The sequence below is a fragment of the Grimontia celer genome, from assembly GCF_900055185.1.
GTDB lineage: Bacteria > Pseudomonadota > Gammaproteobacteria > Enterobacterales > Vibrionaceae > Enterovibrio > Enterovibrio celer.
This window is the reverse complement of sequence record NZ_FIZX01000001.1, coordinates 2,159,551-2,182,854: the sequence shown is the minus strand read 5'-3', so window position 1 is coordinate 2,182,854 and position 23,304 is coordinate 2,159,551. Positions and strand designations below refer to the sequence as shown.

The 23,304-nt window shown below is 49.7% G+C and carries 18 protein-coding genes; 14 read left to right on the top strand and 4 right to left on the bottom strand.

Annotation, left to right across the window (positions count from 1 at the left end; genetic code table 11):
• Positions 1–39 precede the first annotated feature (39 nt).
• The gene (locus tag GCE9029_RS09575; RefSeq protein ID WP_062662953.1) at positions 40–2,817 is read right to left on the bottom strand and encodes an insulinase family protein; all 2,778 of its coding nucleotides are present in this window, start codon (positions 2,815–2,817) and stop codon (positions 40–42) included.
• 141 nt (positions 2,818–2,958) lie between these two features.
• Here GCE9029_RS09575 and sixA point away from each other — a divergent pair, with 141 nt between their 5' ends.
• Positions 2,959–3,453 carry a phosphohistidine phosphatase SixA gene (gene sixA, locus GCE9029_RS09570; RefSeq protein WP_062662952.1) on the top strand — a complete coding sequence of 165 codons (495 nt, stop codon included), beginning with the start codon at positions 2,959–2,961 and terminating at the stop codon, positions 3,451–3,453.
• Between the two features lie 77 nt (positions 3,454–3,530).
• On the opposite strand, the gene smrB is transcribed toward sixA, so the two are convergent.
• Entirely contained in the window at positions 3,531–4,064 is a 534-nt protein-coding gene (gene smrB / locus GCE9029_RS09565; RefSeq protein WP_002537807.1) for an endonuclease SmrB, read from the bottom strand.
• A 109-nt stretch (positions 4,065–4,173) separates the two neighbouring features.
• Here smrB and prmB point away from each other — a divergent pair, with 109 nt between their 5' ends.
• Both prmB and aroC read left to right on the top strand, forming a co-directional pair.
• Positions 4,174–5,106, top strand: a complete 933-nt coding sequence (gene prmB, locus GCE9029_RS09560; RefSeq protein ID WP_062662951.1) for a 50S ribosomal protein L3 N(5)-glutamine methyltransferase — start codon at positions 4,174–4,176, stop codon at positions 5,104–5,106.
• Positions 5,107–5,326: 220 nt separating this feature from the next.
• The gene (gene aroC, locus GCE9029_RS09555; protein WP_062662950.1) at positions 5,327–6,412 is read left to right on the top strand and encodes a chorismate synthase; all 1,086 of its coding nucleotides are present in this window, start codon (positions 5,327–5,329) and stop codon (positions 6,410–6,412) included.
• Between the two features lie 137 nt (positions 6,413–6,549).
• Here the strand turns inward: aroC and GCE9029_RS09550 are convergent, their stop codons facing one another.
• A complete protein-coding gene (locus tag GCE9029_RS09550; RefSeq protein WP_062662949.1) occupies positions 6,550–7,194 on the bottom strand; it encodes a trimeric intracellular cation channel family protein in 645 nt (214 codons plus the stop codon).
• A gap of 223 nt (positions 7,195–7,417) precedes the next feature.
• Here GCE9029_RS09550 and GCE9029_RS09545 point away from each other — a divergent pair, with 223 nt between their 5' ends.
• Positions 7,418–7,942, top strand: a complete 525-nt coding sequence (locus GCE9029_RS09545; protein WP_062662948.1) for an elongation factor P hydroxylase — start codon at positions 7,418–7,420, stop codon at positions 7,940–7,942.
• Between the two features lie 9 nt (positions 7,943–7,951).
• Positions 7,952–8,218, top strand: a complete 267-nt coding sequence (locus GCE9029_RS09540) for a YfcL family protein (RefSeq protein ID WP_046302945.1) — start codon at positions 7,952–7,954, stop codon at positions 8,216–8,218.
• Positions 8,219–8,283: 65 nt separating this feature from the next.
• Here GCE9029_RS09540 and mnmC read toward each other — a convergent pair whose 3' ends face one another.
• Positions 8,284–10,287 carry a bifunctional tRNA (5-methylaminomethyl-2-thiouridine)(34)-methyltransferase MnmC2/FAD-dependent 5-carboxymethylaminomethyl-2-thiouridine(34) oxidoreductase MnmC1 gene (gene mnmC / locus GCE9029_RS09535; protein WP_062662947.1) on the bottom strand — a complete coding sequence of 668 codons (2,004 nt, stop codon included), beginning with the start codon at positions 10,285–10,287 and terminating at the stop codon, positions 8,284–8,286.
• Between the two features lie 199 nt (positions 10,288–10,486).
• Between mnmC and fabB the strand changes: the two genes are divergently transcribed.
• The 9 genes from fabB to cvpA all read left to right on the top strand — a co-directional run bounded on the left by fabB (position 10,487) and on the right by cvpA (position 23,257).
• Positions 10,487–11,698 carry a beta-ketoacyl-ACP synthase I gene (gene fabB / locus GCE9029_RS09530; RefSeq protein ID WP_046302947.1) on the top strand — a complete coding sequence of 404 codons (1,212 nt, stop codon included), beginning with the start codon at positions 10,487–10,489 and terminating at the stop codon, positions 11,696–11,698.
• A 207-nt stretch (positions 11,699–11,905) separates the two neighbouring features.
• On the top strand, positions 11,906–13,045 hold the full coding sequence (locus GCE9029_RS09525; RefSeq protein ID WP_062662946.1) for a 4-phosphoerythronate dehydrogenase: 1,140 nt from the start codon (positions 11,906–11,908) through the stop codon (positions 13,043–13,045).
• A gap of 2 nt (positions 13,046–13,047) precedes the next feature.
• Positions 13,048–14,073: an aspartate-semialdehyde dehydrogenase gene (locus tag GCE9029_RS09520; protein ID WP_062662945.1), complete on the top strand. Its 1,026-nt coding sequence runs from the start codon at positions 13,048–13,050 to the stop codon at positions 14,071–14,073.
• 244 nt (positions 14,074–14,317) lie between these two features.
• Complete coding sequence (locus GCE9029_RS09515; RefSeq protein WP_062662944.1) at positions 14,318–18,544, top strand: FimV/HubP family polar landmark protein; 4,227 nt, start codon at positions 14,318–14,320, stop codon at positions 18,542–18,544.
• Between the two features lie 277 nt (positions 18,545–18,821).
• A complete protein-coding gene (gene truA / locus GCE9029_RS09510) occupies positions 18,822–19,616 on the top strand; it encodes a tRNA pseudouridine(38-40) synthase TruA (protein WP_062662943.1) in 795 nt (264 codons plus the stop codon).
• 238 nt (positions 19,617–19,854) lie between these two features.
• Positions 19,855–20,784: an acetyl-CoA carboxylase, carboxyltransferase subunit beta gene (accD, locus tag GCE9029_RS09505; protein ID WP_062662942.1), complete on the top strand. Its 930-nt coding sequence runs from the start codon at positions 19,855–19,857 to the stop codon at positions 20,782–20,784.
• A gap of 107 nt (positions 20,785–20,891) precedes the next feature.
• Complete coding sequence (gene folC, locus GCE9029_RS09500) at positions 20,892–22,160, top strand: bifunctional tetrahydrofolate synthase/dihydrofolate synthase (protein WP_062662941.1); 1,269 nt, start codon at positions 20,892–20,894, stop codon at positions 22,158–22,160.
• A 2-nt stretch (positions 22,161–22,162) separates the two neighbouring features.
• A complete protein-coding gene (locus tag GCE9029_RS09495) occupies positions 22,163–22,702 on the top strand; it encodes an SPOR domain-containing protein (RefSeq protein ID WP_062662940.1) in 540 nt (179 codons plus the stop codon).
• Between the two features lie 63 nt (positions 22,703–22,765).
• Positions 22,766–23,257 carry a colicin V production protein gene (gene cvpA / locus GCE9029_RS09490; protein WP_002537786.1) on the top strand — a complete coding sequence of 164 codons (492 nt, stop codon included), beginning with the start codon at positions 22,766–22,768 and terminating at the stop codon, positions 23,255–23,257.
• Positions 23,258–23,304 lie beyond the last annotated feature (47 nt).

Here is a 23,304-nt window from a genome sequence, read left to right as displayed (position 1 = left end):
CTGAAGATTGGAAAACTCATCAGCGAAGGTCGACAGACCTTAGTTAATTCGCTCGGTGCGATTGCGACGAAACGCTGTGACAGATTCAATTTCCTTTGTGCCTTCAAGACTACATTCATCAGGGTGAGCGCCACCGCAACTGTGCATGATCAGACGATCTGATCTACGTGGTTTCAATTGCTCGACCACAAACTTCACCATATCTGCTCGGTCCATATCGCGGATAGCGGCAGCTACGTTTTGTCGCTGGGTGAATTCAGCATCCTTATTGCCAATGCTGATCCACAAACGCTGTCCGCGGGCGCGCAGGTTGGCATCCGGTTCTTCTATCTGTCCGAGTAACCCTTGTTTACTGGCTTGCCATTGCGCTTCGTTAAGCTCAAGCAGCACCAGGAAGAAGGCGTTGAGGAAGTCATCTATTGCTTCCATTAATTTCGCTGGGCCAGCCTGAGGCGACTGCACATAGAAAATCAAACCTGGGTGCCGGTTCATTGGCATATTGCCTGAGCCAACCATATAGCCAAGTTGCTGCTTGGTACGCAGCTCGTTGAAGAAGATGGCAGACATTAAATGCTGAGCGAAAGTAAATAAGGCGACATCCTGAGGTCCCGTACCATGGCTCTGGTAATAAACCAACACGGCTGAATCTTGGCTGTCACACCCCAGATGATAGGAGGCACTGCCAGCACCTTTCAAAAGAACCAGTGGTCGGGTGGACTCCTGATAACGTTGGTTGTGCACGCGAAGCGCATCTTTTACAGGCTCCGCCAAATTCAGTGTTTGCTGTTTCTGCCAGTTACCGTAAACAAACATCTCAACATGCAGTTCCGACATCACGCTATGTACAAAGTCCGGTAGCTCTGTCACCTGCAGTGGTTCTAGCGCTTCGATGAGCTCTTCATACGTTGGATTGTTTGGTTGCAAGATGCCTGTCATCGAATTGTATAAGCGGTTAATGGCTTTGTTTTGAGTCGCGTTGTTCCAACTTCGTAGCAACTGGGTTTTGATGATTTCAAAGCGCTCTGGGTTGAAATCGCGCTTGGCAAATTTATCCAATACCAAATCCATCAGCAGCGGCAGCTTTTCATTGAAGCCGCTGAGCTTCAAAGTCACGCCACCTTGATGGGCATAGAGGTTGTAATTCAGGCCCGCAACTTCGGCAGGGTAGGCTGTCTCATTGATCGACTCCATCAGCATTTCAACGCTGACGCGGGTCTTTACGATGTTCTCGACCGATTGCACCGCATGCGGGCTGTCTATCGCGACGTAAACCACGCCTTTCGGGACGCGGAAATCGGTATCTTGTAAGTGCCACAAACGAAAGCCTGGTAACTCCTGAATCATCTCGGGTAGTTGCTGTTCTGGCACTTCTAGATCTGCAGGGTCGAGTTCATAGCTGATAAAGGGGTTTGGCTCTGGCAAAGCCAGTGCTGGAGAGATATGTGCCGCACGCCATTTTTCGAGCTGAGCTTCGGTGAATGGTTTCACGCTGTAAGGGGTGTCGTACCAATTTGCCGTGCGATCATAATTGCCACCTTTGGCAATCAACGTCAGGCGAAGATGATCGGGTGTCAGGTATCCAAGCATCTGGCGTATCAAGGCTTCGTCATATTCCTGCATGATGTAGTCGCCATACAGCACATCATCATCCTGATAATGCTGCATGTTGAGCACCATATGACTCACGGTATCGATAGGGCGTGACGGCTCTTGATAACGAAACGCCATTTCCTGCACCGCACGTTTTTCTGCATAACGCCAATCATCGAGCCCCTGCTCGCGGATAAGACTGATAGCCTGAAAAATGTAAGTCACGATATCGTCAATCTTGGTCAGTCCCGCCTCGGTCAGGCTGACACTGACTGAAAACTCGCGGAAATTCGAACCGCTGATGCCGCCACCAGCAGACAGATTATTGATGAGCCCTTTTGCTTTTAGCAAAGACATCACACTGCCAGTACCTTCATAACCGAGAAGGTGGGCTATGTAGGAAAGTGGTTTTATTTTGTAATGCTCATCGGTAGCTGGCATCGAAAATGCCAGTGTCAGCTTACGAACATCTTTAAGCGGCTCGATACAGACAAACTGCTGCAACTGGGCTTTATCGACAAACGAGACATCTGGCACAAACGGCGACAGGTCAAGATTCGGAATATCACTGAATGTTTGGTTTGCCAGCGTTTCCAAATCGTCCAGCCTGAATGGACCAGTGATAGAGGCTGCCATCAGGTTGGCACTGTAATGGGTCTTGTAAAAAGCAATCAGCTCATCACGCACCGAACTGCCCTCGCGATCGGCAAGGGTGTCGAGGCTACCAACAGAAAACTTGGAGAAAGGGTGAGCCGGGTTGATGGTCTCTTTCTGCACCTGGTAAATCCGGCGCACATCGTCCTGAAGTTTCAGGCGGTATTCTGAGTCAACCGCGTTACGCTCTTTATCGACCGCGTCTGCATTAAACAAAGGTGCAGAGAAGAATTGACCAAATCGATCAAGCGCCTCTTCGAAATGGTCGTGTCGGATGTCGAAGAAAAAGGTGGTGTTCTCGGTTCCTGTCCAGGCGTTGTTATTACCGCCATGGCGGCTGATAAAGGATTGGAACTCACCAACATCAGGATATTTCTCTGTACCGAGAAACAGCATGTGTTCTAGGAAGTGCGCTAAACCTTCACGATCAGCGGGATCACAGAAGTGTCCCACATTCACGGTTAACGCAGCAGCACTGCGCGGTGCTTGCACATCTTCTACCAGAAGCACCCTCAAATTGTTGGCGAGAGTAATAAGGCGGTAGCTACGATGATCGTTGGGACTGATTTGCACAAAGCACCTTCACTGGTAGTGGCAAGGTCTTAATTATGACCACGTAAGTAAATTGAGGCAAACATCTGTGCGATCAGTCGTTCCAGATTAAAGAATTGACTGGTAGCATATCGAAGAATACTCAAAATCAGCTGTTGTGATATGCGAATTTATATTATGCGCCACGGTGAGGCACACACCTTCGCCGCCAGTGATGAAGAACGTCCGCTGACCGATCGCGGTGAGCAACAATCGGTTGAAATGGCACGCTGGCTGGCACAAGAGCTGCCAGAGGGAAAACTGGACTTAGTTTTGGTGAGTCCTTATTTACGCGCACAGCAGACTTGGTCGGCATGTGCTGCTGTTTTGCCTGAAGCGAAAAGCGTCTTGACGGAAGATGGCATCACGCCGTACGGAGACAGCGAGCACGTTGCTTCTTACCTGCGCGCTTTAGTTTCCGTTGATAATCCGGTGTCGATTCTTTTGGTTTCTCATCTACCGCTGGTGGGTTATCTCACGGCAGAGTTTGAGGCTGATTTGCAGCCGCCGATGTTCCCGACATCTTCCATTTCCTGCATTGAATACAATCCGCAAACGGAACAGAGTGAAGTGCTGTGGATGAAAAGTCCATCGCAAGTGATGGGGTACGCATCCTGACCGCTTGTTCGAAAGCAGCTTTAAGCAGACATAAAAAAACGCCCAACACAGGGCGTTTTTTGTTCCTAAGCTTCCGGCTATTTTTCCGGGATTTCAATCAGCACCAGTAAAGCGCCATCACCACCAAATTCCAGTGGCGCCTGATGGAATGCCAACACATCAGGGTGCTGTGCCAACCAAAGTGGCGTCTTCTGTTTCAGTATGTGTTTGCCAATACCATGCATGACACAGGCACAACTGATCCCTTCTTTTATACATGCTGCAATCAGCGCGCCTAACTCTCGCTTAGCTTCCAGTTGCGTCATGCCGTGTAGGTCCAGGAACATATCCGGCACGTAAACACCGCGGCGAAGTCTTTTCACTTCGTATTTGGAGACACCTGTGCGCGCATATTGAGTTGGCCCATCTTCTTTCAGCAGCGGTTCAAACTCGTCTGAGAAATAAAAGGTGTGGTCTCGCGCCGCGGACTCTGTCTGCTTCTTGCGCGCTTGCTCTGTTGTCTGGCGTCTCGGCGGGTTTATGGTATCCTGCTGCAGTTTTTTAACGCCTTTCACCGCATCGCGGAACAATGACATGTCGTCATCTTCTGGGATCGGGGATTTCTTACTCATAAGTCATTTCCAAATTCTGTTAGCTGCATTTTACTTAAAATAAGAACAATGTCTGCTTTCCTGTTGGAATCGCCCTGACGGTGATGTGTTGAGGCTACTGGAGGCCATTTTGGATAGAATTATTGTTGATGAAGTCGTCAACGAGCTGCGTACGCTGCAAGACATGCTACGTTGGACGGTAAGTTGCTTTAATGCAGCAGGAATTTATTACGGTCACGGAACGGACAATGCATGGGACGAAGCGGTACAACTGGTACTGCCGACACTTTATCTGCCAATTGATGTGCCTGCAGAAACGCAAACTGCGCGTCTGACCACCAGTGAACGTCACCGTATTGTTGAACGCGTAATCCGTCGTATCAACGAGCGCACGCCAGTGGCTTACCTGACAAACAAAGCGTACTTCTGTGATTTGGAATTCTACGTGGATGAGCGTGTGCTGGTGCCACGTTCACCAATCGGTGAGCTGATCCAGAATCAGTTCAGCCCAATGCTGGAAGTCGAGCCAAACCGTATCATGGATCTGTGCACCGGCAGTGGCTGCATTGGTATTGCCTGTGCCTACGCGTTCCCTGATGCTGAAGTAGATCTGGTGGACATTTCTACGGAAGCGCTGGAAGTGGCAGAGATGAACATTCAGGAGCATGGCCTGGAGCAGCAGGTTTTCCCAATCCGCTCAGATTTGTTCCGTGATCTGCCAAAAGACAAGTACGACCTGATTGTCTCTAACCCACCATACGTGGATGAGGAAGACATGAACTCGCTGCCGGATGAGTTCCGTCATGAGCCGGAGTTGGGTCTGGCTGCAGGTACCGATGGTCTGAAACTGATGCGCCGCATCATCGCTAATGCGCCGGATTATCTGACCGAGCAGGGCATTCTGATCTGTGAAGTGGGTAACTCCATGGTTCACGTTCAGGACCAGTATCCGCACCTGCCACTAACCTGGCTGGAGTTTGAAAACGGCGGCCACGGTGTCTTCCTGATGACCTATCAGGATCTGGTCAGTGTTGCCGACGAATTTTCTATCTACAAAGACTAATTGTTGTCTTTGACTCTAAGAAAAAGGCCGAAATTATAGATTTCGGCCTTTTTTGTATCTCTCTTTCCGGTTTTGCCTCATTTCTTGAAACCAGCCCAGTATTACAGGGAGTTTCCACCTGTACATAAAAAAAGCTTTTGCTTCTCAATCGCGGTTATGTTTCATTAGGTGCATGCTAATGCGGTTGTGATACGTCGACCGGAGAGAAACAGAGGAAGTAATGGCAGGCAATTCAATAGGTCAGGTTTTTCGGGTCACCACTTTTGGTGAGAGTCATGGATTGGCGTTGGGCTGCATTGTTGACGGTTGTCCACCGGGACTTGAAATTTCAGAAGCAGATTTACAGGTCGATCTGGACCGTCGTCGTCCGGGCACCTCAAAATACACGACTCAACGTCGCGAACCGGATGAAGTGAAGTTCCTTTCTGGCGTCTTCGAAGGCAAAACAACGGGGACTTCGATTGGCCTGGTTATCGAAAATACGGACCAGCGCTCGCAGGATTACTCTAAAATTTCCGACCGCTTCCGTCCGGGCCATGCCGACTACACCTACCATCAAAAATACGGACATCGTGATTACCGTGGTGGTGGCCGCTCATCAGCACGTGAAACGGCGATGCGTGTTGCTGCGGGTGCGATTGCAAAGAAATACCTCAAGCAAGAGTTCGGTATTGAAGTTCGCTGTTACCTCTCTCAAATGGGTGATGTGACCATCGACAAGGTCGACTGGGATCAAGTTGAGCAAAACCCATTCTTCTGCCCGGATGAATCAAAGCTTGAAGCCTTGGATGAACTGATCCGTGCGCTGAAAAAAGAAGGCGATTCTATCGGTGCAAAACTCACCGTGGTCGCGAATAACGTGCCAGTTGGTCTGGGCGAGCCAGTTTTCGATCGTTTAGACGCAGACATTGCTTACGCGTTGATGGGTATCAATGCCGTGAAAGGCGTGGAAGTGGGCGATGGCTTTGACGTCGTCAACCAGCGCGGCAGCGAGCACCGTGATGAACTGACACCGGAAGGTTTTAAATCCAACCACGCTGGTGGCATCCTAGGTGGTATTTCATCTGGTCAGGATATCGTTGCGCACCTTGCATTGAAGCCAACTTCAAGCATCACGGTACCGGGTGAAACCATCAATGTGGATGGCGAAACTGTCGACGTGATTACCAAAGGTCGTCATGACCCATGTGTCGGTATCCGCGCTGTGCCAATTGCAGAGGCCATGGTTGCGATTGTATTGATGGACCACCTGCTGCGCCACCGCGCACAGAATGCAGGTGTTCATACCAATACGCCGAAGATTTAAATGAAAGATCCTAGAGCCTAGGAAAAGAAGGTCCTAGGAAAAGCAAATACCTGAAAAAGGGCTGACGGTTTACACTGTCAGCCCTTCTTTTTCGTTCTTTGCTCTTCCTAGGACCTAGAATCTAGGATCTTCTCTTCCTAAGATCTATGCTCTAAAGCTTCTTCCGCTTCAAAACTAAACACCGGCAGACTCCAACCAAACTTCACCGCAGACATGCGAAATACAAAGCCTGTCACCAGCGTAGAAATGGTCGCGATATTTTCATCAATGCCAAATCGGTTACCGTAAGTCATCAACGCCCAATACATGGCGCCAGCCAAGAAAGCGACAGAGGCATAAAGCTCTTTATGCAGCACCATTGGCTGACGGCGACACAGCAAGTCACGCAAAAGGCCACCAAAGATGCCTGTGACCAGGGCAGACACCACACAAATCAGCGGCGACAACCCCATATCCATGCCAACTCGACAACCGATAATGCTGAAAGCAATCAGACCGAGTGAGTCCAGCCAGACGAAAAGCTTGTGATTACGGGCCACCCAAGATGCCATCCAGGTCGTGACGATACCGGCAACGCAGACAATCACCAGATAGTGCGGGTTAGCGACCCAGCCAAGCGGGTAGTGACCGAGCAAAATATCACGCACGGTACCGCCGCCAATGGCTGTGCAGGCAGCGACCAGCATGACGCCAAACCAGTCCATATTCCTGCGGCCAGCCGCCAGTGCGCCTGTCATGGCTTCAGCGGTAATTCCAACGATGTATAACGTGGACAACAACATGATATTCAGTAACTTGCAATTGAATGGGATAATTTCGCGCAATCATAGTTGTGATTAACCTCTCAATCCAATGAAAGGTTGTGAGGTCAGCCATGAATTGAGTTCATGCTTTTGATGGTGGAATTGGCCTAAAACGGTGCTTTTGCTGCGACAATGGGGGCTTTGGCAGGTAAAATGTCCGCTTAACTGAATTTGCTGTAACTTCATTATTACAATTCGCGCCATGCAACACGATTACAACGACCTTATTTCTGTCTTTAATCAGACTTTTATTGATTCTTTCAACACAGAATTGCTGCTGGGCGGCGATGAGCCGATTTATCTGCCTGCGGATGATGACAACCCACACCACCGAATTATCTTCGCCCGCGGTTTTTATGCTTCTGCGCTTCATGAAGTGTCACACTGGTGCATTGCCGGGCCTGAACGCCGTTTGTTGGAAGACTTTGGCTACTGGTATCTACCGGATGGACGCGATGAGCAGACGCAAGCCGAGTTTGAAAAGGTAGAAATCAAACCTCAGGCGGTAGAGTGGATTCTGTCGGCCAGTTGTGGCTTTCGCTTCCAGGTAAGCTGCGACAATCTAAACGGTTCTTTCGAACCTGACCGCCCGGTATTTACCGCAAAAGTGCGTGAGCAAGTGATGAAATATCTGGAAGACGGTATGCCTACGCGCGCCAAAACCTATTCAGACGCCCTTCGAACGTTTTATAATCGTCCTCCTTTAACGCCAGCAGACTTTTCCTGAGAGCTAAAAATGATCCAAGAATACGAAGAGAAAATCCTCGACCTGATTGATGCCATGGTAGAAACCGCCTCTGATGATGAGTTGTTTGCCAGCGGTTATCTGCGTGGTCATGTCTCGCTGGCGGCCGCAGACTGTGAGCAGGACGGCATCGAAGATGTGTCTGCGCTGAAGGTACGTGTTGACGAAAGCCTGAAAGAGAATTCAAACGAGCTGAACCCTTCTGATCAAGTGCTGGTGGGTAACCTCTGGGCATCGTTACAAGAACAGGCGGGTTAAACACTGCATCCATATAAGAAGAAGGCGCCAATCGGCGCCTTCTTTGTTTGAATTATCTTTCCCTACTAAAGCGCTTTACCCTTGAGCAGCTTTCTCACCCACATGCGTCCGGGATGCAAGGCATTAAGCACATCAACCGGCATGGGGAGTGGATCGCTACAAAGCTGTGAAGCCAGAAGCTCACCGAGGATTGGCGCTGAGGTTAAACCGCGCGAACCGAGTGCCAACAGGCTATACAGGTTCGGGTAAACCGGCACATCTTCGGCATTGTCTTTCTTATCACGCAAATCACTGTATGCGGTTTTCAGGGCTTCAAAGTCGCAGACATCACCGACATACGGCAAATGATCGCGGCTGGCACAGCGAATACCCACGCGACCACCACCATGGTCAGTATCAATCTCTTTTGGCCACTCAGCAGGAATGCAATCGACCAGGCGCTGCTTGTTGCCAGCCTGATCGTCCATGCTAAACGCCATGGAAGTATTATTTCGGCTGTAGCTGGCGCCGATGCAGTGGGTGTCATTTTTCGGGTTGGCCGGCGTCAGGTAACCGTCATAACACACCACGGTTTTGAGCTGCTTTAACGCTGGCGTGGTATTAATGTGGGAAACCTGACCACGAACCGCATAGGCCGGGATGGGGGCGGTTTGTTCAAACTGGGTGAACTTGTGACCGTTAGCAACAACCACGGTATCGTGAGTCCGTTCGCTTTGGTTTGCAGTCAGTGTCCACGACCCGTTCTGATGACTGGCTTTCGTCACTTCGGCATTGTAATGACAGGTCAACAGGCCAGTTTTCTCAGCATTGGCTATCAAGCCCTGGGTTAACTGCTGAGGACACAACCAGCCGCCGAGAGGATAGGTGACACCGCCGTGCCCGGTTTCAATGCCAGTCAGTGATTCGGCGTCTTCTTTGGTGATACCGTGGATAAGAGCTTCCGGAAAACCACCTGTCAGCATCTTCGCCAATTTGTCCGCGCTTTTTTCATCCCACCCTAATTGAGTAACGCCACACAATTCGTGATCAAACGAAACCGTTTCGGCTGCCTGTTCAATAAACTGACGGGAGAACAGAAATGCCGGCGCAAAGAAGCGAGAAAGGGCATCGTCACTGCCATTTAGAAGTGGATACACCGCGCCTTGTCGGTTGCCGGAGGCGGCAAGTCCAGGCTTGTCATGTTCGCAATAAAGGGTGACTGATTTTCCACGGCGTACCAGTGACAGTGCCAAGGTAGCGCTCGCCACACCGCCACCAACAATGGCAATGTCATTGCTGTTTTGTGGTGCGGTACGTTTATACCAGGGTGCCTGTTGGCGGGGCTGGTTGCGTTCGACCATGGTGCCGACAATCATGTCGCGTTTGGTGCCATAGCCCTTGGCTTTCTTCATTTCAAAGCCTGCGTCGATTAAGCCGCGACGCACAAAGCCTGCCGCGGTAAAAGTGGCAACGGTACATGCCTGTTTAGCCAGTCTTGCCATGCCGTCGAACAGCGTCTGACTCCACATTTCAGGGTTCTTGCTGGGTGCAAAGCCGTCCAGAAACCAGCAGTCCACAATTCCTTCATCAGACGTCCACACTTGCGGCATACAGTCTTTGATGTCGCCGAACCACAAGTCCAACGTGATCATGCCATCTGCCAATACCAAACGGTGGCAGCCAGAAACCGCTGCTGGGTAGTGTTTGCGAAGTGCTTCGGCGAAATCCGCCAACTCTGGCCAGGCTGCGTGGGCTTTTTCTAAATCAGTAACGGAGACCGGGAACTTCTCAAAGCTGATGAAATGAAGCTGGTTGACTTGAGCCTCAGGGTTTTCCTTTCGGAATTGGGCAAACCACTGCCACACAGCCAGAAAGTTAAGGCCAGTACCAAATCCGGTTTCCGCAATCACGAATCGGTCATTTGAAAAGGTATCCCAGCGGTTTGGTAGCTGGTTTTGCTGTAGGAACACGTAGCGCGTTTCTTCCAGACCATTGGCATTGGAAAAGTAAACATCGTCAAAGTTGTCAGAGACCGGTGTTCCGGCGTCATTCCAGTGAATTTGGGCGTGTTCAATACGGGTTTGGGTCACAAGCCTTACCTTAATAAAAACGGGGTTTGCACGTCGAGCGCGGATTCTATCGCCAATTCGACGGAATATACAGAACCGACAACGGGTCTGTGTCAGTATGTGAAAAATTTCAGCTTACACCTGTACTCTAGGAAAGCTGACCACTTAGGCGTATCAAAACCGCTATCATCGGTGCGAACTCGAATTGTAGGAACAAAAGATGAAACGAGCCGTAATTACAGGTATGGGAATTGTTTCCAGCATCGGTAACAACGTTAAAGAAGTGCTGGAGTCATTAAAGACGGGTAAATCAGGGATTAGCTTTTCCCAACAGTTCGCAGACATGAAGCTTCGCAGTAATGTCTGGGGTGATTTAAAGCTCAATCCTGCTGATCACATTGATCGCAAAAAGTTTCGTTTTATGGGCGATGCTGCGGGCTTCGCTTATCTGTCAATGGAACAGGCTATCGAAGATGCTGGTTTGACAGAAGATATGGTGTCTAATGACCGCACCGGTCTGGTTGCCGGTTCTGGTGGCGCATCTTCAATTAACCAAGTTGCAGCCACAGACACATTACGTGAGAAAGGCGTAAAACGTGTTGGTCCTTACATGGTGCCACGTACCATGTCTTCGACGGTTTCAGCTTGTCTGGCAACACCATTCAAAATCCGTGGTGTGAACTACACCATGAGCTCTGCGTGTGCGACATCAGCACACTGTATTGGCCACGCCGTTGAATTGATTCAACTGGGCAAGCAAGACGTTGTTTTTGCAGGTGGTGGTGAAGAGCTTGACTGGTCACTGACCATGATGTTTGACGCGATGGGCGCGCTGTCGACCAAATACAACGACAACCCAGAAAAAGCATCACGTACCTACGACGCAGACCGCGATGGTTTCGTTATCTCTGGTGGTGGCGGCATGATGGTTATCGAAGAGCTTGAGCATGCGCTGGCGCGTGGTGCGAAAATCTACGGTGAAATTGTGGGCTACGGTGCAACGTCAGATGGCTACGACATGGTAGCGCCATCAGGTGAAGGTGCGATTCGCTGTATGAAGATGGCGATGCAGGACGTAGATCAAATCGATTACATCAACACTCACGGCACCTCTACGCCAGTGGGTGATGTGAAAGAGCTGGGTGCGATTCAGGAAGTTTTCGGCAACAACAGCCCTGCAATTTCTGCCACCAAAGCCATGACCGGTCACGCACTGGGTGCGGCAGGTGTTCACGAAGCGATTTACTCCACCATCATGCTGGAAAACAACTTCGTTGCACCAAGCATCAACATTGAAAACTTGGATCCAGCTGCTGAAGGTCTTGATATCGTGTCGGAAACCCGTGAAGTAGAGCTGAAGACAGTGATGTCTAACAGCTTCGGCTTTGGTGGTACCAACGCCACGCTGGTTATTAAAAAATACGAAGGATAGTTGTTAGCAATAGCCTAACGTGTCCTAACGGTTTTCCGGGACGTTGGCTTTATGCCTACAACAGACGCAGGTTTAGATCGTTGAGAGCCGATCTCTACCTTTCAGATCCTGGATTTTGCCCGGCCAATCGGCCGGGTTTTTTCGTTTAATCTGGCGCAGAAAAGCGTCACAATAGCGCCAATGGAATAAATGTAAGAGTAAACGCACTTGAACATTCTGATTGATGAAAACATGCCGTATGCCGCTGAGTTGTTCAGCAAGCTGGGTACGGTCACCGCCAAAGCAGGGCGCACCCTGACCACAGAAGACTTGATTGACGTTGATGCGTTGATGATTCGCTCCGTCACCAAGGTTGACGAAGCGCTGCTAGAAAAAGCCAACAAACTGAAATTTGTTGGCACGGCAACCGCAGGCACCGACCATGTTGATGCGGAGCTGCTTGCCAGCAAAGGCATCTTCTTTACTGCCGCACCAGGCTGTAACAAAGTGGGTGTGGCAGAATACGTGATAAGCGCGCTGCTGGTACTGAGTCAACAACAGGGTTTTTCTATTGCTGACCGTAAAGTTGGCATTGTGGGCGCAGGTCAGGTAGGTAGCTACCTGTCGAAGTGTCTGTCAGCACTGAGCATTCAGCATCTTTTGTGTGACCCGCTCAAACAAGCGGAAGGTGACACACGCGAGTTTCATCCTCTACAAACCCTGATTGCAGAGTGTGATGTCCTGACATTCCATACGCCGCTAACCAAAAACGGTGAACACCCAACGCATCATCTGATGGGTGATGCGGAGATCGCTGCCCTAAAGCCAGGTTCAATCCTTATCAACGCGGCTCGCGGTCCAGTGGTCAGTAACGACGCATTGAAAGCCGCGCTGAAAACACAGCAGTTAACAGCTGTACTGGATGTGTTCGAGTTCGAACCGGAAGTGGATATGGAACTTCTTCCCATGCTGGCTTTCGCCACCCCGCACGTTGCGGGTTACGGGCTGGAAGGTAAAGCACGCGGCACCACCATGATTTACAACAGTTACTGTGAATTTCTGGGTAACCAGGAAGAAAAAGTCGAAGCGGCATCTTTGCTGCCGATTGCGCCAATTCCAAAGGTATCTCTTAGCAAACCTTGGGATGAAAGCGATCTGATGGCACTGTGCCAGCTAATTTATGACGTCCGCCGTGATGATGCCGAGTTTCGCCGTGCGATGGCTGACGTTGAGCAGCAACGCGCAAGCTTTGACCGCTTGCGCAAGAATTACTGGGACAGACGTGAGTACAGTGCAATTACAGTAGCGGGCGAGGCAGCGTTTGGGTTAGAGTCGCTCGCTAATTTAGGTTTTACCGTAGAGGAATAATCATGACACAAGAATTCGATGTGGCTTATGACGTCGCTGTTTTAGGTGCTACAGGCGCAGTAGGGCGCACCATTATCGAGGTGTTGGAAGAGCGTAAATTCCCTGTGCGCAACCTTCACTTGCTGGCAAGTGAGCGCAGTGCCGGTGAAACCATTCGTTTTAACGGTAAAAGTGTCCGCGTGAAAAACGTGGAAGACTTTGACTGGAGCCAGGTTCAAATCGCGATGTTCTCAGCGGGTGCTGAATCTTCTGACCGTTGGGCTCCTATTGCTGCAGATGAGGGCGTGGTGGTTATCGATAACACCTCACGTTTCCGTTACGAATACGATGTTCCGCTGGTAGTGCCAGAAGTGAACCCGGAAGCAATTGCGGATTTCCGCAACCGTAACATCATCGCGAACCCTAACTGTTCGACCATCCAAATGCTGGTGGCACTGAAGCCAATTTACGATGCTGCAGGTATTGAGCGTATCAACGTAGCAACCTACCAGTCAGTATCTGGTTCAGGTAAGAAAGGCGTTGATGAACTGGCAGGCCAGACAGTGAAACTGCTGAACAGCCAGGAAGCAGAGCCAAGCACTTACAAAAAGCAGATCGCATTTAACTGTCTGCCACATATTGATGAGTTCATGGACAACGGCTACACCAAAGAAGAAATGAAAATGGTGTGGGAAACCCAGAAGATCCTTGGTGACGATTCCGTCGCGGTAAACCCGACCTGTGTTCGCGTGCCAGTGTTCTATGGCCACGCTGAAGCCGTACACATTGAATGTCAGCAGCCGTTGGATGCCACCGAAGCGATGGACCTGCTATCCCGCGCTGAAGGCGTTGAAGTTTACTACGGCGAAGACTACCCAACGCAGGTAAAAGAAGCGACAGGTAAAGACCATGTTATGGTCGGCCGTGTACGTAACGACATCAGCCACCCGAATGGCCTGAACATGTGGGTTGTGGCAGATAACGTTCGCAAAGGCGCTGCGACAAACTCAGTGCAAATTGCAGAACTTCTGATCCGCGATTACCTGTAATCATTCCTGACTGAATCAATCTCATTCAGTTAAAACGGCCGGCAGCAGTGATCTGTTGCCGGTTGTTTGATCACAAAACACAGTTTTATCTCTTCACACTACAGTTTTCAGCTGGGCTTCCGATATAGTTAGGGAAATAACCAGTAATATCAATCGCAGCAGGTGTTTAACGCCTTACCTCCCAACGACTTCAGTAGGGAAACGCGACGCGATTGTGAAAAGCCTTTTATTCTGCCATAGGGGAATGCGGGCAGTGTCTGACCCAGATTTTTATAACGCGATGAAGCGAACTCTTTTTTCATACTTATCAGGTGGTCGTCTCGGCAAAACGCTTGTCGTCTCGTCTTTATTGCTGAGCCTCGGTGTTCCGTTCTCTGCGCAGTCTGCTATTCGTATTCTTGGCCCGGTGGAAGAATCTCCTCCGCCTAATGCTACTGCACCTTTGACTCAACAAAATCAGGCGCCGCTATCCTCGGTGAACCGACGCCAATCTGTTGGTCCAACCCGAGACACCGACACCCTTTGGTCTATCGCGTCACGCTATCAGCCAAACAACTCTGTGACTGTCTATCAGACTATTGGTGCTATTTTCCGCCTCAATCCGGGCGCGTTCGAAGATGCCAATATTCACGGTCTGACTCCTGGCAGCACTTTGTTGATGCCAACCCTGACGGAAATTCGCCGCGAAAGTACGGATGACGTAGCAAGTCGCCTGCAAATTGATCAGGCGCGAAAAGACGCACAACGCGTTGCTAACCAGCCTTTGAGTCAGCAAGTTACCGCACCTGTTGCTACACCAAAACCTGCACCCAAGCCTGAACCAACACCTGAACCTGCGATGGCCGAAAAAGCGAAGCCTGAAATGGAAGCCGGAGAACCGGAAACCATGGCTGAGAACAAGCCAATGCAAGAGAAGGAGATGATGGAGCCTAAGGGCGAAATGGCGGGTGCGCCAGCCAAACCTGACATGTCCATGGTTCAGAATCAGATCAACGAATCCGATCTGCAAATGGGCAAGTTGGTTGAAAGTAATCACATCCTCAAAATCCGTCTGGCTGAAGTTCAAAATGAACTGGCAGCACTGAAAGACCAAATGTCCGCAGATGAAGAGCTAACCGAAGAAATTCGCGAGTTCCTCGAAATCCAACGTATGCGTCAGGCCCAGATGGAAATGAAGGAGCCTTCTTTCTTTGAATCCCTGATGGCAAGCCCATTGATGCTGGCGACCATGGCGATTATCCCTGCGTTGTTAGTGATTGGTGCTGCTGCCTTCTTCATCATGCGTCGTCGTAAAGATGAAGATGTCGATGTAGCAGAGCCAGAAGGTTTGGACGGCGAAGATCCAGACATGCCAGTGGCCATGGTCGATGTGGATGACGACACCGACGAACTGGTGCTGGAAGATGATGAACTCGAAGTTACTGATGACATTGATGCCGACCAACTCTTTGGCGACGACATGGGGGATGACCTTGACGACATCAACCTGTCCGACACCCTAGAGCTTTCAGAAGAGCCTGAAGAAGGTGGTCTGGATATTGATGCCGATACTGACCTGACATCGAATCTTGATGTCGGTTTGGATGATGACTTCGATACCAGCACTGATTTGGATATCGAAGCCAACACTGACGGTGCAATCGGCCTTGAAGACATGGAGCGCGCGCTCGATGAAATGTCTTCCCAGCCGGAAGAGTCAGAACTCAGCCCTGATGAAGCGCTTGCCGCAATGTGGGAACAATCTCTCGGTGGTGGTGATGATGAAGAAGTCGATGACATTGATGCTCTGTTAAACGCAGAGCAGTCTGGTGACAATGATGAAGCAGCAACGGAAGATGCCGAACCAACGTCTGACGCTTCACCTGAGGAAGAGAGTACAGAAGAATCGCTCGAAACCAATGAAGCCCTGTTTGACAACGTGCTTGATGATGAGCCTGAGGTTGATTTGTCTCAAGACATCAACTTGTCGGATGATGACATTGATGATCTTATTGGCGATGCCGCCGAGCCTGCTTTGGATCCGGAGCCTAGCGCTGATGATAACGCAGCAATGTTGGATGAGCTTCTCGACGAAGATGGCGACTTAGATCTAATCAGCAATGACGTTGCTGAAGAGGAAGACATTGCTGACCCGGACGCTCTGCTTGATGAAATGCTGGGCGATGACCTCATCGATGAAGACGGTAATGCAGTCGAGTCAGAAGAAAAAGACGACACTGACGATTTGTCTCTGGATTTAGAACCAGAAGCGGATCTGTCCGAAACAGATACTTTGCTGGATGAGCTTGTCAGTGAAGATGATTTAGACCCACTTGATGAAAATGCATTGCTTGATGAAGCTATCGATGACGATGACTTATTGGGCGATGTTCTCGGTGAACCAGAAGAGCAGGAAGATGTTGATCTCGGTGAAACCGATGTCCTGCTTGATGAATTGATTGATGACGGTGATGCACTCGAAGATGAAAGTGCTTTACTGGATGAGGTCCCGGAAGACGACCTGCTTGGTGAAGACCTTGGCTTTGATAACGAGCTTGATATTGATAATGAGTTGGATATCGATAGCGAGCTGGATATTGATACAGAGGCACTTCCAGAAAGCACAGAAGAGTCACTGGTTGACGATTTAGATGATGTGCTTGAAGAGGCCACTGACGAATTGGAACTCCCTGAGCCTGAGGCTCTGGAGCTTGATGAGCAGCCTTTAGAGACAGAGCCCGACGCCGATGATTTTTCAGAGTTGGACGACGCGCTGAGCTCAGACGATTCAGACACAGAACTGGATGCAATCGTTGAAGATGAACCTGTTGGCGCTGAACCAGAGCCGGAAGCTTCAGAATCAGATCTGGACCTACTTGATGATGTACTCGAGCAGGACGAACAGGCCGAGGAAGCGGCGCAAAACGAAACGGAAGAAGTTGTTCTGGACGAAGTGCCAGTTGAAGAACCTGAGGCGACATCGGAAGACTTGGATCTTCTTGATAGCTTGCTCGATGAAGGTGAGTCTCCAACTGAGTCTGATGAGGTCCCTTCAGAGCAGGCAGACACTGCCCCTGAAGTGCCTGAAGTGCCTGAAGAGGCAAATGAGCCTGAAGATGAACTGGCAGCACTTACCGAAGAGCCTGACACAGACGACGCCGAAGTAGAGACCGAAGAGCTCATTAGCAATGAGCTGTCTCCAGAAGCGTCAAATGCTGAGGGCAGTGAAGCCCTGACTTCAACTTCAGATAGTCCGGAAGCGGAAAGCGAGGTTGAAGAAACTCAAGCGTTTGATCCGCAGCCAGAGGATGTATCTGAAGTTGCTCCAGAGGATGACGCTGAAGAAGCGTTTGAAGAGGAAGATGAAGCACCTCTTGATTTGTCATCTTTACCAGAATATGACGAAGAGGCAGCATTAGCGGACAGCGAAGGCGAGCCGGAAACAACCGGTGATGCGCAACCTGATGACAACGATGATGCGCCACTGGATTTGGAAAACCTGCCTGAATTTACTGAAGAAGACGCTGCGCAGGAATATGACGTCGAGCTTCCTTCTGCTCAGGAAGATTTAGCAGAGCCTGTTGAAAGTGAACTTCCAGAAGATGAAGCGCTTCAAAAAGAGTTGCTGGATACAACTCAGCTGCAGGAAGAAGACAACGAAGAGGCTCAGGCTTTCACAGCGACAGAACCAAATACCTTGGCTTTCCCAAAAGTTGATCCAATTGGAATGGACGAGCTGGGTGAATTTGATGAAGACGACGCGCTGTCTGCTGCATTAGATGAACAAAGAGAACTGGAAGAGTTTCTCCCGCAATCTAAAGAAGAGGGTTTTACACAATCTTCTGCCCCGGTGTCTCAAGCGCCTTATCGCGCCGCTGAACTGGATGAGCTGGCGCAACTGGATGACGATGAGCACCAGGTTGCCGGCCTCAACATGGAAGCGTTGCTCTCCGATGAGTTGGATGATGAACACTCCGGATTAGGCGATTTTGAAACTGAAGAACTCGATATTCCTGAAGACGAAAGTGATGTCTGGAGTGCAGAGCAAGCGCCAGAACCTGAGTTGGAAAGTGAAGACTGGTCTCAGCAGCCTGAAGTCCTAGGAGATGAGATCAAGTCGATGGATCTCGAAGGCGATCTGGACGGGTTACTGGATGACGTTGAAAGTGAGCTGGTTGAAGCGTCGTCTCCGAGTGAAGAGTACATCAGTATTGATGATCTGATGAAAGACGACGGCGCGCTTCAGGAAGACCCTGATTCGCTGAAGATGGACTTGGATGTTGGACTGGCAGATTTCCCGGATGTGCTTAGCGATATTCAACCTGCCGATGTAGATAGCAGTGGCGAAGCCGCTACCAACATGGATTTGGCGAAAGCCTACCTTGAGATGAACGACGTTGACGGTGCCATTCAGCTTCTTGAAAAGGTGATGCAAAGTGGCGATGCCAACCTCAAGGATGAAGCCAGATTGATGATTGAGAAGCTCAACTAAATGAGTCAAAACAAAAATGGCGGGTTATCCCGCCATTTTTATGCCTGACGCTTTGGGAATATACCCAAACAACCTGAAGGTGCTCGCGTTGAGGGCCTCCCTTCGGGCGAGTTGACTGACGCCGTGATCTTTGTTGTTCCTTTTTGATGGAGGTGACTACATCTACAAAGGAACGCCGCGAACACAACGCCAGTCAATCTCGCTGAATCCTGCATTTTCAGGTCGTTTGGGTATATAATGCGCCGCCTTAGATAACCAGCAAGACAGAGAAAACACGATGAGAATTGCCCTGGGTGTGGAATACGATGGTGCGAAATTTTATGGTTGGCAACGCCAACGTGAAGTGCCAAGCGTTCAAGAACACCTTGAAAAAGCCCTGTCCAAAATCGCCAACCAGCCGATTGAAGTGCAGTGCGCTGGTCGTACAGATGCTGGCGTTCATGGCACAGGTCAAGTCGTTCACTTCGATGTTAATGGTTCAAGACCTTTGCGCGCATGGACGATGGGTGTTAACACGCACCTGCCTGATACCATTGCGGTGCGTTGGGCTAAAGAAGTGCCCGACGAGTTCCATGCCCGCTTTACCGCAACGGCGCGTCGTTATCGCTACATTATCTACAACGATGCTTTGCGCCCGGGAATTCTGCGTCACGGCGTGAGCCACTATCATGGCGAGCTCGACGAAAAGCTGATGCATGAAGCGGCACAGTGCTTACTGGGAGAGAATGACTTTACTTCCTTCCGTGCTGCCCATTGTCAGTCGAACAGCCCATGGCGAAACGTTCATCATATAAATGTGACTCGTCAGGGACGTTACGTGATCATTGATATCAAGGCCAATGCATTTGTTCACCATATGGTGAGGAATATCACTGGCAGTTTGATTGCTGTCGGCCGCAAAGAGCAAAAACCAGAGTGGCTGAAATGGCTGTTAGAAATTAAAGACCGCAACTTAGCGGCAGCAACAGCAAAGGCAGAAGGATTGTATCTGGTAGAAGTGGATTACCCGGCGGAATATGAACTTCCATCTTCGCCGGTAGGTCCGCTGTTTTTGCCGGACGAACAACTGTAACCAGCGTAGAGTCGCGGAAAATTGCCTCTTCGTTACAAAGCAAAGTAGACAGAAGTGGGACTAACAATAGGTAGTACCAGTTTTTTGTCCAAAGTCTTAACAAGTTGTGTTTTAATTCTTCGTTGAATTATTAGATATCAAGGCCACTTGCCCATCTCTGCGCAGACCGCGTTCATGGTGAACGAAACAGTGCAGATAGTGATGTAAGCGGCGAGTGCTCCAATAAAAAAGGTCGTTCATGAGCTGGCTTGAAAAAATACTGACAAAAAGCAATATCGGTTCTTCACGTAAGGCTTCTATCCCTGAAGGCGTCTGGACCAAGTGTTCGTCGTGCGAACAAGTGCTGTACCATGCAGAACTCGAGCGTAACCTGCATGTGTGTCCGAAATGTGATCACCACATGCGCATGAGTGCGCGCAAGCGCTTGGAGACCTTCCTCGATGAAGGTGACCGCGTGGAAATCGGTGATGAGCTTGAGCCAAAAGATCTGCTCAAATTCCGCGACTCCAAAAAGTATAAAGACCGTATTTCTGCAGCGCAGAAATCAAGCGGTGAGAAAGATGCCCTGATCGTCATGAAAGGCGAACTGTTGGGCATGCCGGTTGTCGCCGCTTCTTTTGAGTTTGCTTTCATGGGCGGCTCAATGGGGGCGGTTGTTGGCGCGCGCTTCGTGAAAGCAGTAGACGCAGCAATCGAAAACAACTGTGGCTTTGTCTGTTTTTCTGCAAGTGGTGGCGCGCGTATGCAAGAAGCGTTGATGTCGCTGATGCAAATGGCGAAAACCAGTGCAGCACTTGAGCGTCTTTCAGCAAAAGGCCTGCCGTTTGTTTCTGTGTTGACTGACCCAACCTTTGGTGGTGTTACTGCAAGCTTTGCGATGTTGGGCGACGTTAACATCGGTGAGCCAAAAGCGCTGATCGGTTTTGCTGGTCAACGTGTTATTGAACAAACCGTGCGTGAAAAGTTGCCAGAAGGCTTCCAGCGTAGTGAGTTTCTGCTTGAACACGGTGCCATTGACATGATCGTTGACCGTCGTGAAATGCGTCAACGTATTGGTGGCTTGTTGGCAAAAATGACCAACCATGAATCACCACTGGTAGTGTCGGTCGACAAACCGCTTGAAGGTGAAGTGGTTGAAGCTGAGCCAGTGGAAGAAGATAAAGAGTAATTGAACCTGAATTGTTCAAGTGAATCTCACATCGAAAGAGCGCCTTATGGCGCTCTTTGTCTTTTAACTGATATGATTAAAGCATTGGAAATTTGAATAGATAACAAATGTCAGAACTCATTAAGCCCGGTGCTCACTCACCGTTATCTGCATGGTTGCAGTATCTGGAATCTCTTCACACCAGCGCAATTGATTTAGGTTTAGACCGCGCTTCTCTGGTTGCCAACAATGGCAAGCTGACCAAACCAGCGCCAAAAGTGATTACGGTAGCAGGCACCAATGGCAAAGGTTCAACTTGTGCCATCATCGAAAACATTCTCCTCAAAGCTGGCTATAAAGTGGGCGTTTACAGCTCTCCTCATCTGGTGCGTTATAACGAGCGTGTTCGCGTTAACGGCCAGGAATTAGATGATGAAAGGCATTCAGAAGCATTCACCGCGATAGAAACATTGCGAGGTGATACCAGCCTGAGCTTTTTTGAATTCGGTACGCTGGCTGCACTTTGGTTGTTCAAAGATAACCAGGTTGATGTGGTTGTGCTTGAGGTAGGCTTGGGGGGACGTTTGGATGCCACGAATGTTGTTGACCATGATGTGTCTGTGATCACCAGTTTGGCCATCGACCATGTCGACTGGCTGGGTGATGACATTGAAGTGATTGGCTTCGAGAAAGCCGGTATTTTCAGAGGTGGAAAACCGGCTGTCTGCAGTCAACCGGAGCCGCCTGCAAGTGTTGCGGCCCATGCTGACGATATTGGTGCCAATCTTCACCAGGTGGGCTACCAGTTTGACTACGAAAAAGAAGGTGATGTGTGGCATTGGCAGTGTGGCGCATTTGATTTGCGCGACTTGCCAGTTCCCAACTTGCCACTTCCGAACGCTGCAACAGCATTGATGGCGTTAGGGTTATCCGAACTTGAAGTGACTGACGAGCACATTGTTGATGGCCTGAAATCCGTAAAGCTGGCTGGCCGTATGGAGCGCATTTCTGAGTCTCCATTGATTTTGATGGATGTCGCTCACAACCCACATTCTGCAGCTTACCTGGCACATCAAATTCAAGAACTGAAAATGACTTCCAATGCCAGCGTTCATGCTGTCGTCGCAATGCTTCACGACAAAGATATCGCCGCTACCATCGAAGAGATAAAGTCCGTCATTGACCATTGGTACCCGGCGTCGCTTTCGGGGCCTCGAGCCGCAAGCTGGGAGCAGATCGCAGAACACTTACCGGATGGTATCCAAGGCTTTACGTCTCCCGCGCTGGCTTTTGATAAAGCAAGAGCATCGCTTGATTGGCAGGGAGACATCCTCATTGTATTCGGTTCTTTCCATACTGTCGGTGAGATCGCCGACCACCTCCAAAAACAGGAGTAATTGTGGCAACCCAGTTTCAAAACCGATTGGTCGGGACGCTCATCCTTGTCTCTCTGGGCGTTATTTTCCTTCCCGATGTATTTGACGGTGAAAAGGCACACTACGAAGAAAGCTATCAAGCCATTCCCTTACGTAAGGAAGTGGATGAGTCCGTGCTGACTGAGCCTATTCAGGCACCTGAGCAGGTTGAAAGTTTTATGCCGCCAGAAGATCCCGTCATGGTTACCATTGATGAGCCGGTAGTGTCTGATGTAGAAGCTGCCGAGTCTTCTGCACCCAAAGAAGGGTACACCGATTCCGCCTGGATCATTCGTCTTGGTACTTTCAGAAATATAGAGAACGCCAAGAATCTGGTATCAACTTTACGAGGCAAAGGCTACCCCGCTCAACTGATGCCGCGCGATATCAAAGAGGGTGATTTAGCACGCGTCGAGGTAGGCCCTGATGTGTCTAAGGAAAAGCTTGAGTCGATGACTGCAGATTTAGAGTCTTTGACCGGTTTGAAAGGTCAACTGCTTAGATTTAACCCACTCAACCCATAAGAAAACGTTTGCGTCGTCATTTTTTCTGTTAAAATGCGCGCGAATCGCTCAGATGATTAAAAGATGAATTGGATAGATTACATCATTATTGGCGTGATCAGCTTTTCTGCTCTGATTAGCTTGGTCCGCGGTTTTGTTAAAGAAGCCTTATCGCTGGTGATTTGGTTTGGTGCCTTCTTTGTTGCGAGTAATTTTTACCCGCAATTGGCAGCTTACTTTACAAATATTCATGACGAAATGATTCGAAATGGTGCGGCGATAGCGGCGCTGTTTATTGCCACCCTGATTGTTGGTGCGGTTGTTAACTACGTGATTGGACAGTTAGTACAAAAAACTGGCCTTTCAGGTACAGATCGCGTGTTAGGGATTGTTTTTGGGGGAATTCGTGGCGTATTGATAGTCGCTGCGCTGTTATTTTTCCTTGATGCTTTCACCAGCCTTGCCAGCTCTCCAGAGTGGAAACAATCACAGTTAATCCCTAAATTTGGGGTAGTGATTGAGTGGTTTTTCACTTATTTGGAGCAAAGCTCCAGCTTTCTGCCTAAGGTGATCTAAGGTTTTCCCGCGGCAAAGTTCGCGGGTAAATCCACAAGTTCCCTGGG

What these genes read in the sequence shown, in the direction of transcription:
- folC (WP_062662941.1), top strand. Translation starts at nt 20,892, where the DNA reads ATGTCAGAACTCATTAAGCCCGGTGCTCACTCACCGTTATCTGCATGG.
- GCE9029_RS09545 (WP_062662948.1), top strand. Translation starts at nt 7,418, where the DNA reads ATGCAACACGATTACAACGACCTTATTTCTGTCTTTAATCAGACTTTT.
- sixA (WP_062662952.1), top strand. Translation starts at nt 2,959, where the DNA reads ATGCGAATTTATATTATGCGCCACGGTGAGGCACACACCTTCGCCGCC.
- cvpA (WP_002537786.1), top strand. Translation starts at nt 22,766, where the DNA reads ATGAATTGGATAGATTACATCATTATTGGCGTGATCAGCTTTTCTGCT.
- GCE9029_RS09540 (WP_046302945.1), top strand. Translation starts at nt 7,952, where the DNA reads ATGATCCAAGAATACGAAGAGAAAATCCTCGACCTGATTGATGCCATG.
- aroC (WP_062662950.1), top strand. Translation starts at nt 5,327, where the DNA reads ATGGCAGGCAATTCAATAGGTCAGGTTTTTCGGGTCACCACTTTTGGT.
- GCE9029_RS09520 (WP_062662945.1), top strand. Translation starts at nt 13,048, where the DNA reads ATGACACAAGAATTCGATGTGGCTTATGACGTCGCTGTTTTAGGTGCT.
- smrB (WP_002537807.1), bottom strand. Translation starts at nt 4,064, where the DNA reads ATGAGTAAGAAATCCCCGATCCCAGAAGATGACGACATGTCATTGTTC.
- fabB (WP_046302947.1), top strand. Translation starts at nt 10,487, where the DNA reads ATGAAACGAGCCGTAATTACAGGTATGGGAATTGTTTCCAGCATCGGT.
- accD (WP_062662942.1), top strand. Translation starts at nt 19,855, where the DNA reads ATGAGCTGGCTTGAAAAAATACTGACAAAAAGCAATATCGGTTCTTCA.
- GCE9029_RS09550 (WP_062662949.1), bottom strand. Translation starts at nt 7,194, where the DNA reads ATGTTGTTGTCCACGTTATACATCGTTGGAATTACCGCTGAAGCCATG.
- GCE9029_RS09515 (WP_062662944.1), top strand. Translation starts at nt 14,318, where the DNA reads ATGCGGGCAGTGTCTGACCCAGATTTTTATAACGCGATGAAGCGAACT.
- truA (WP_062662943.1), top strand. Translation starts at nt 18,822, where the DNA reads ATGAGAATTGCCCTGGGTGTGGAATACGATGGTGCGAAATTTTATGGT.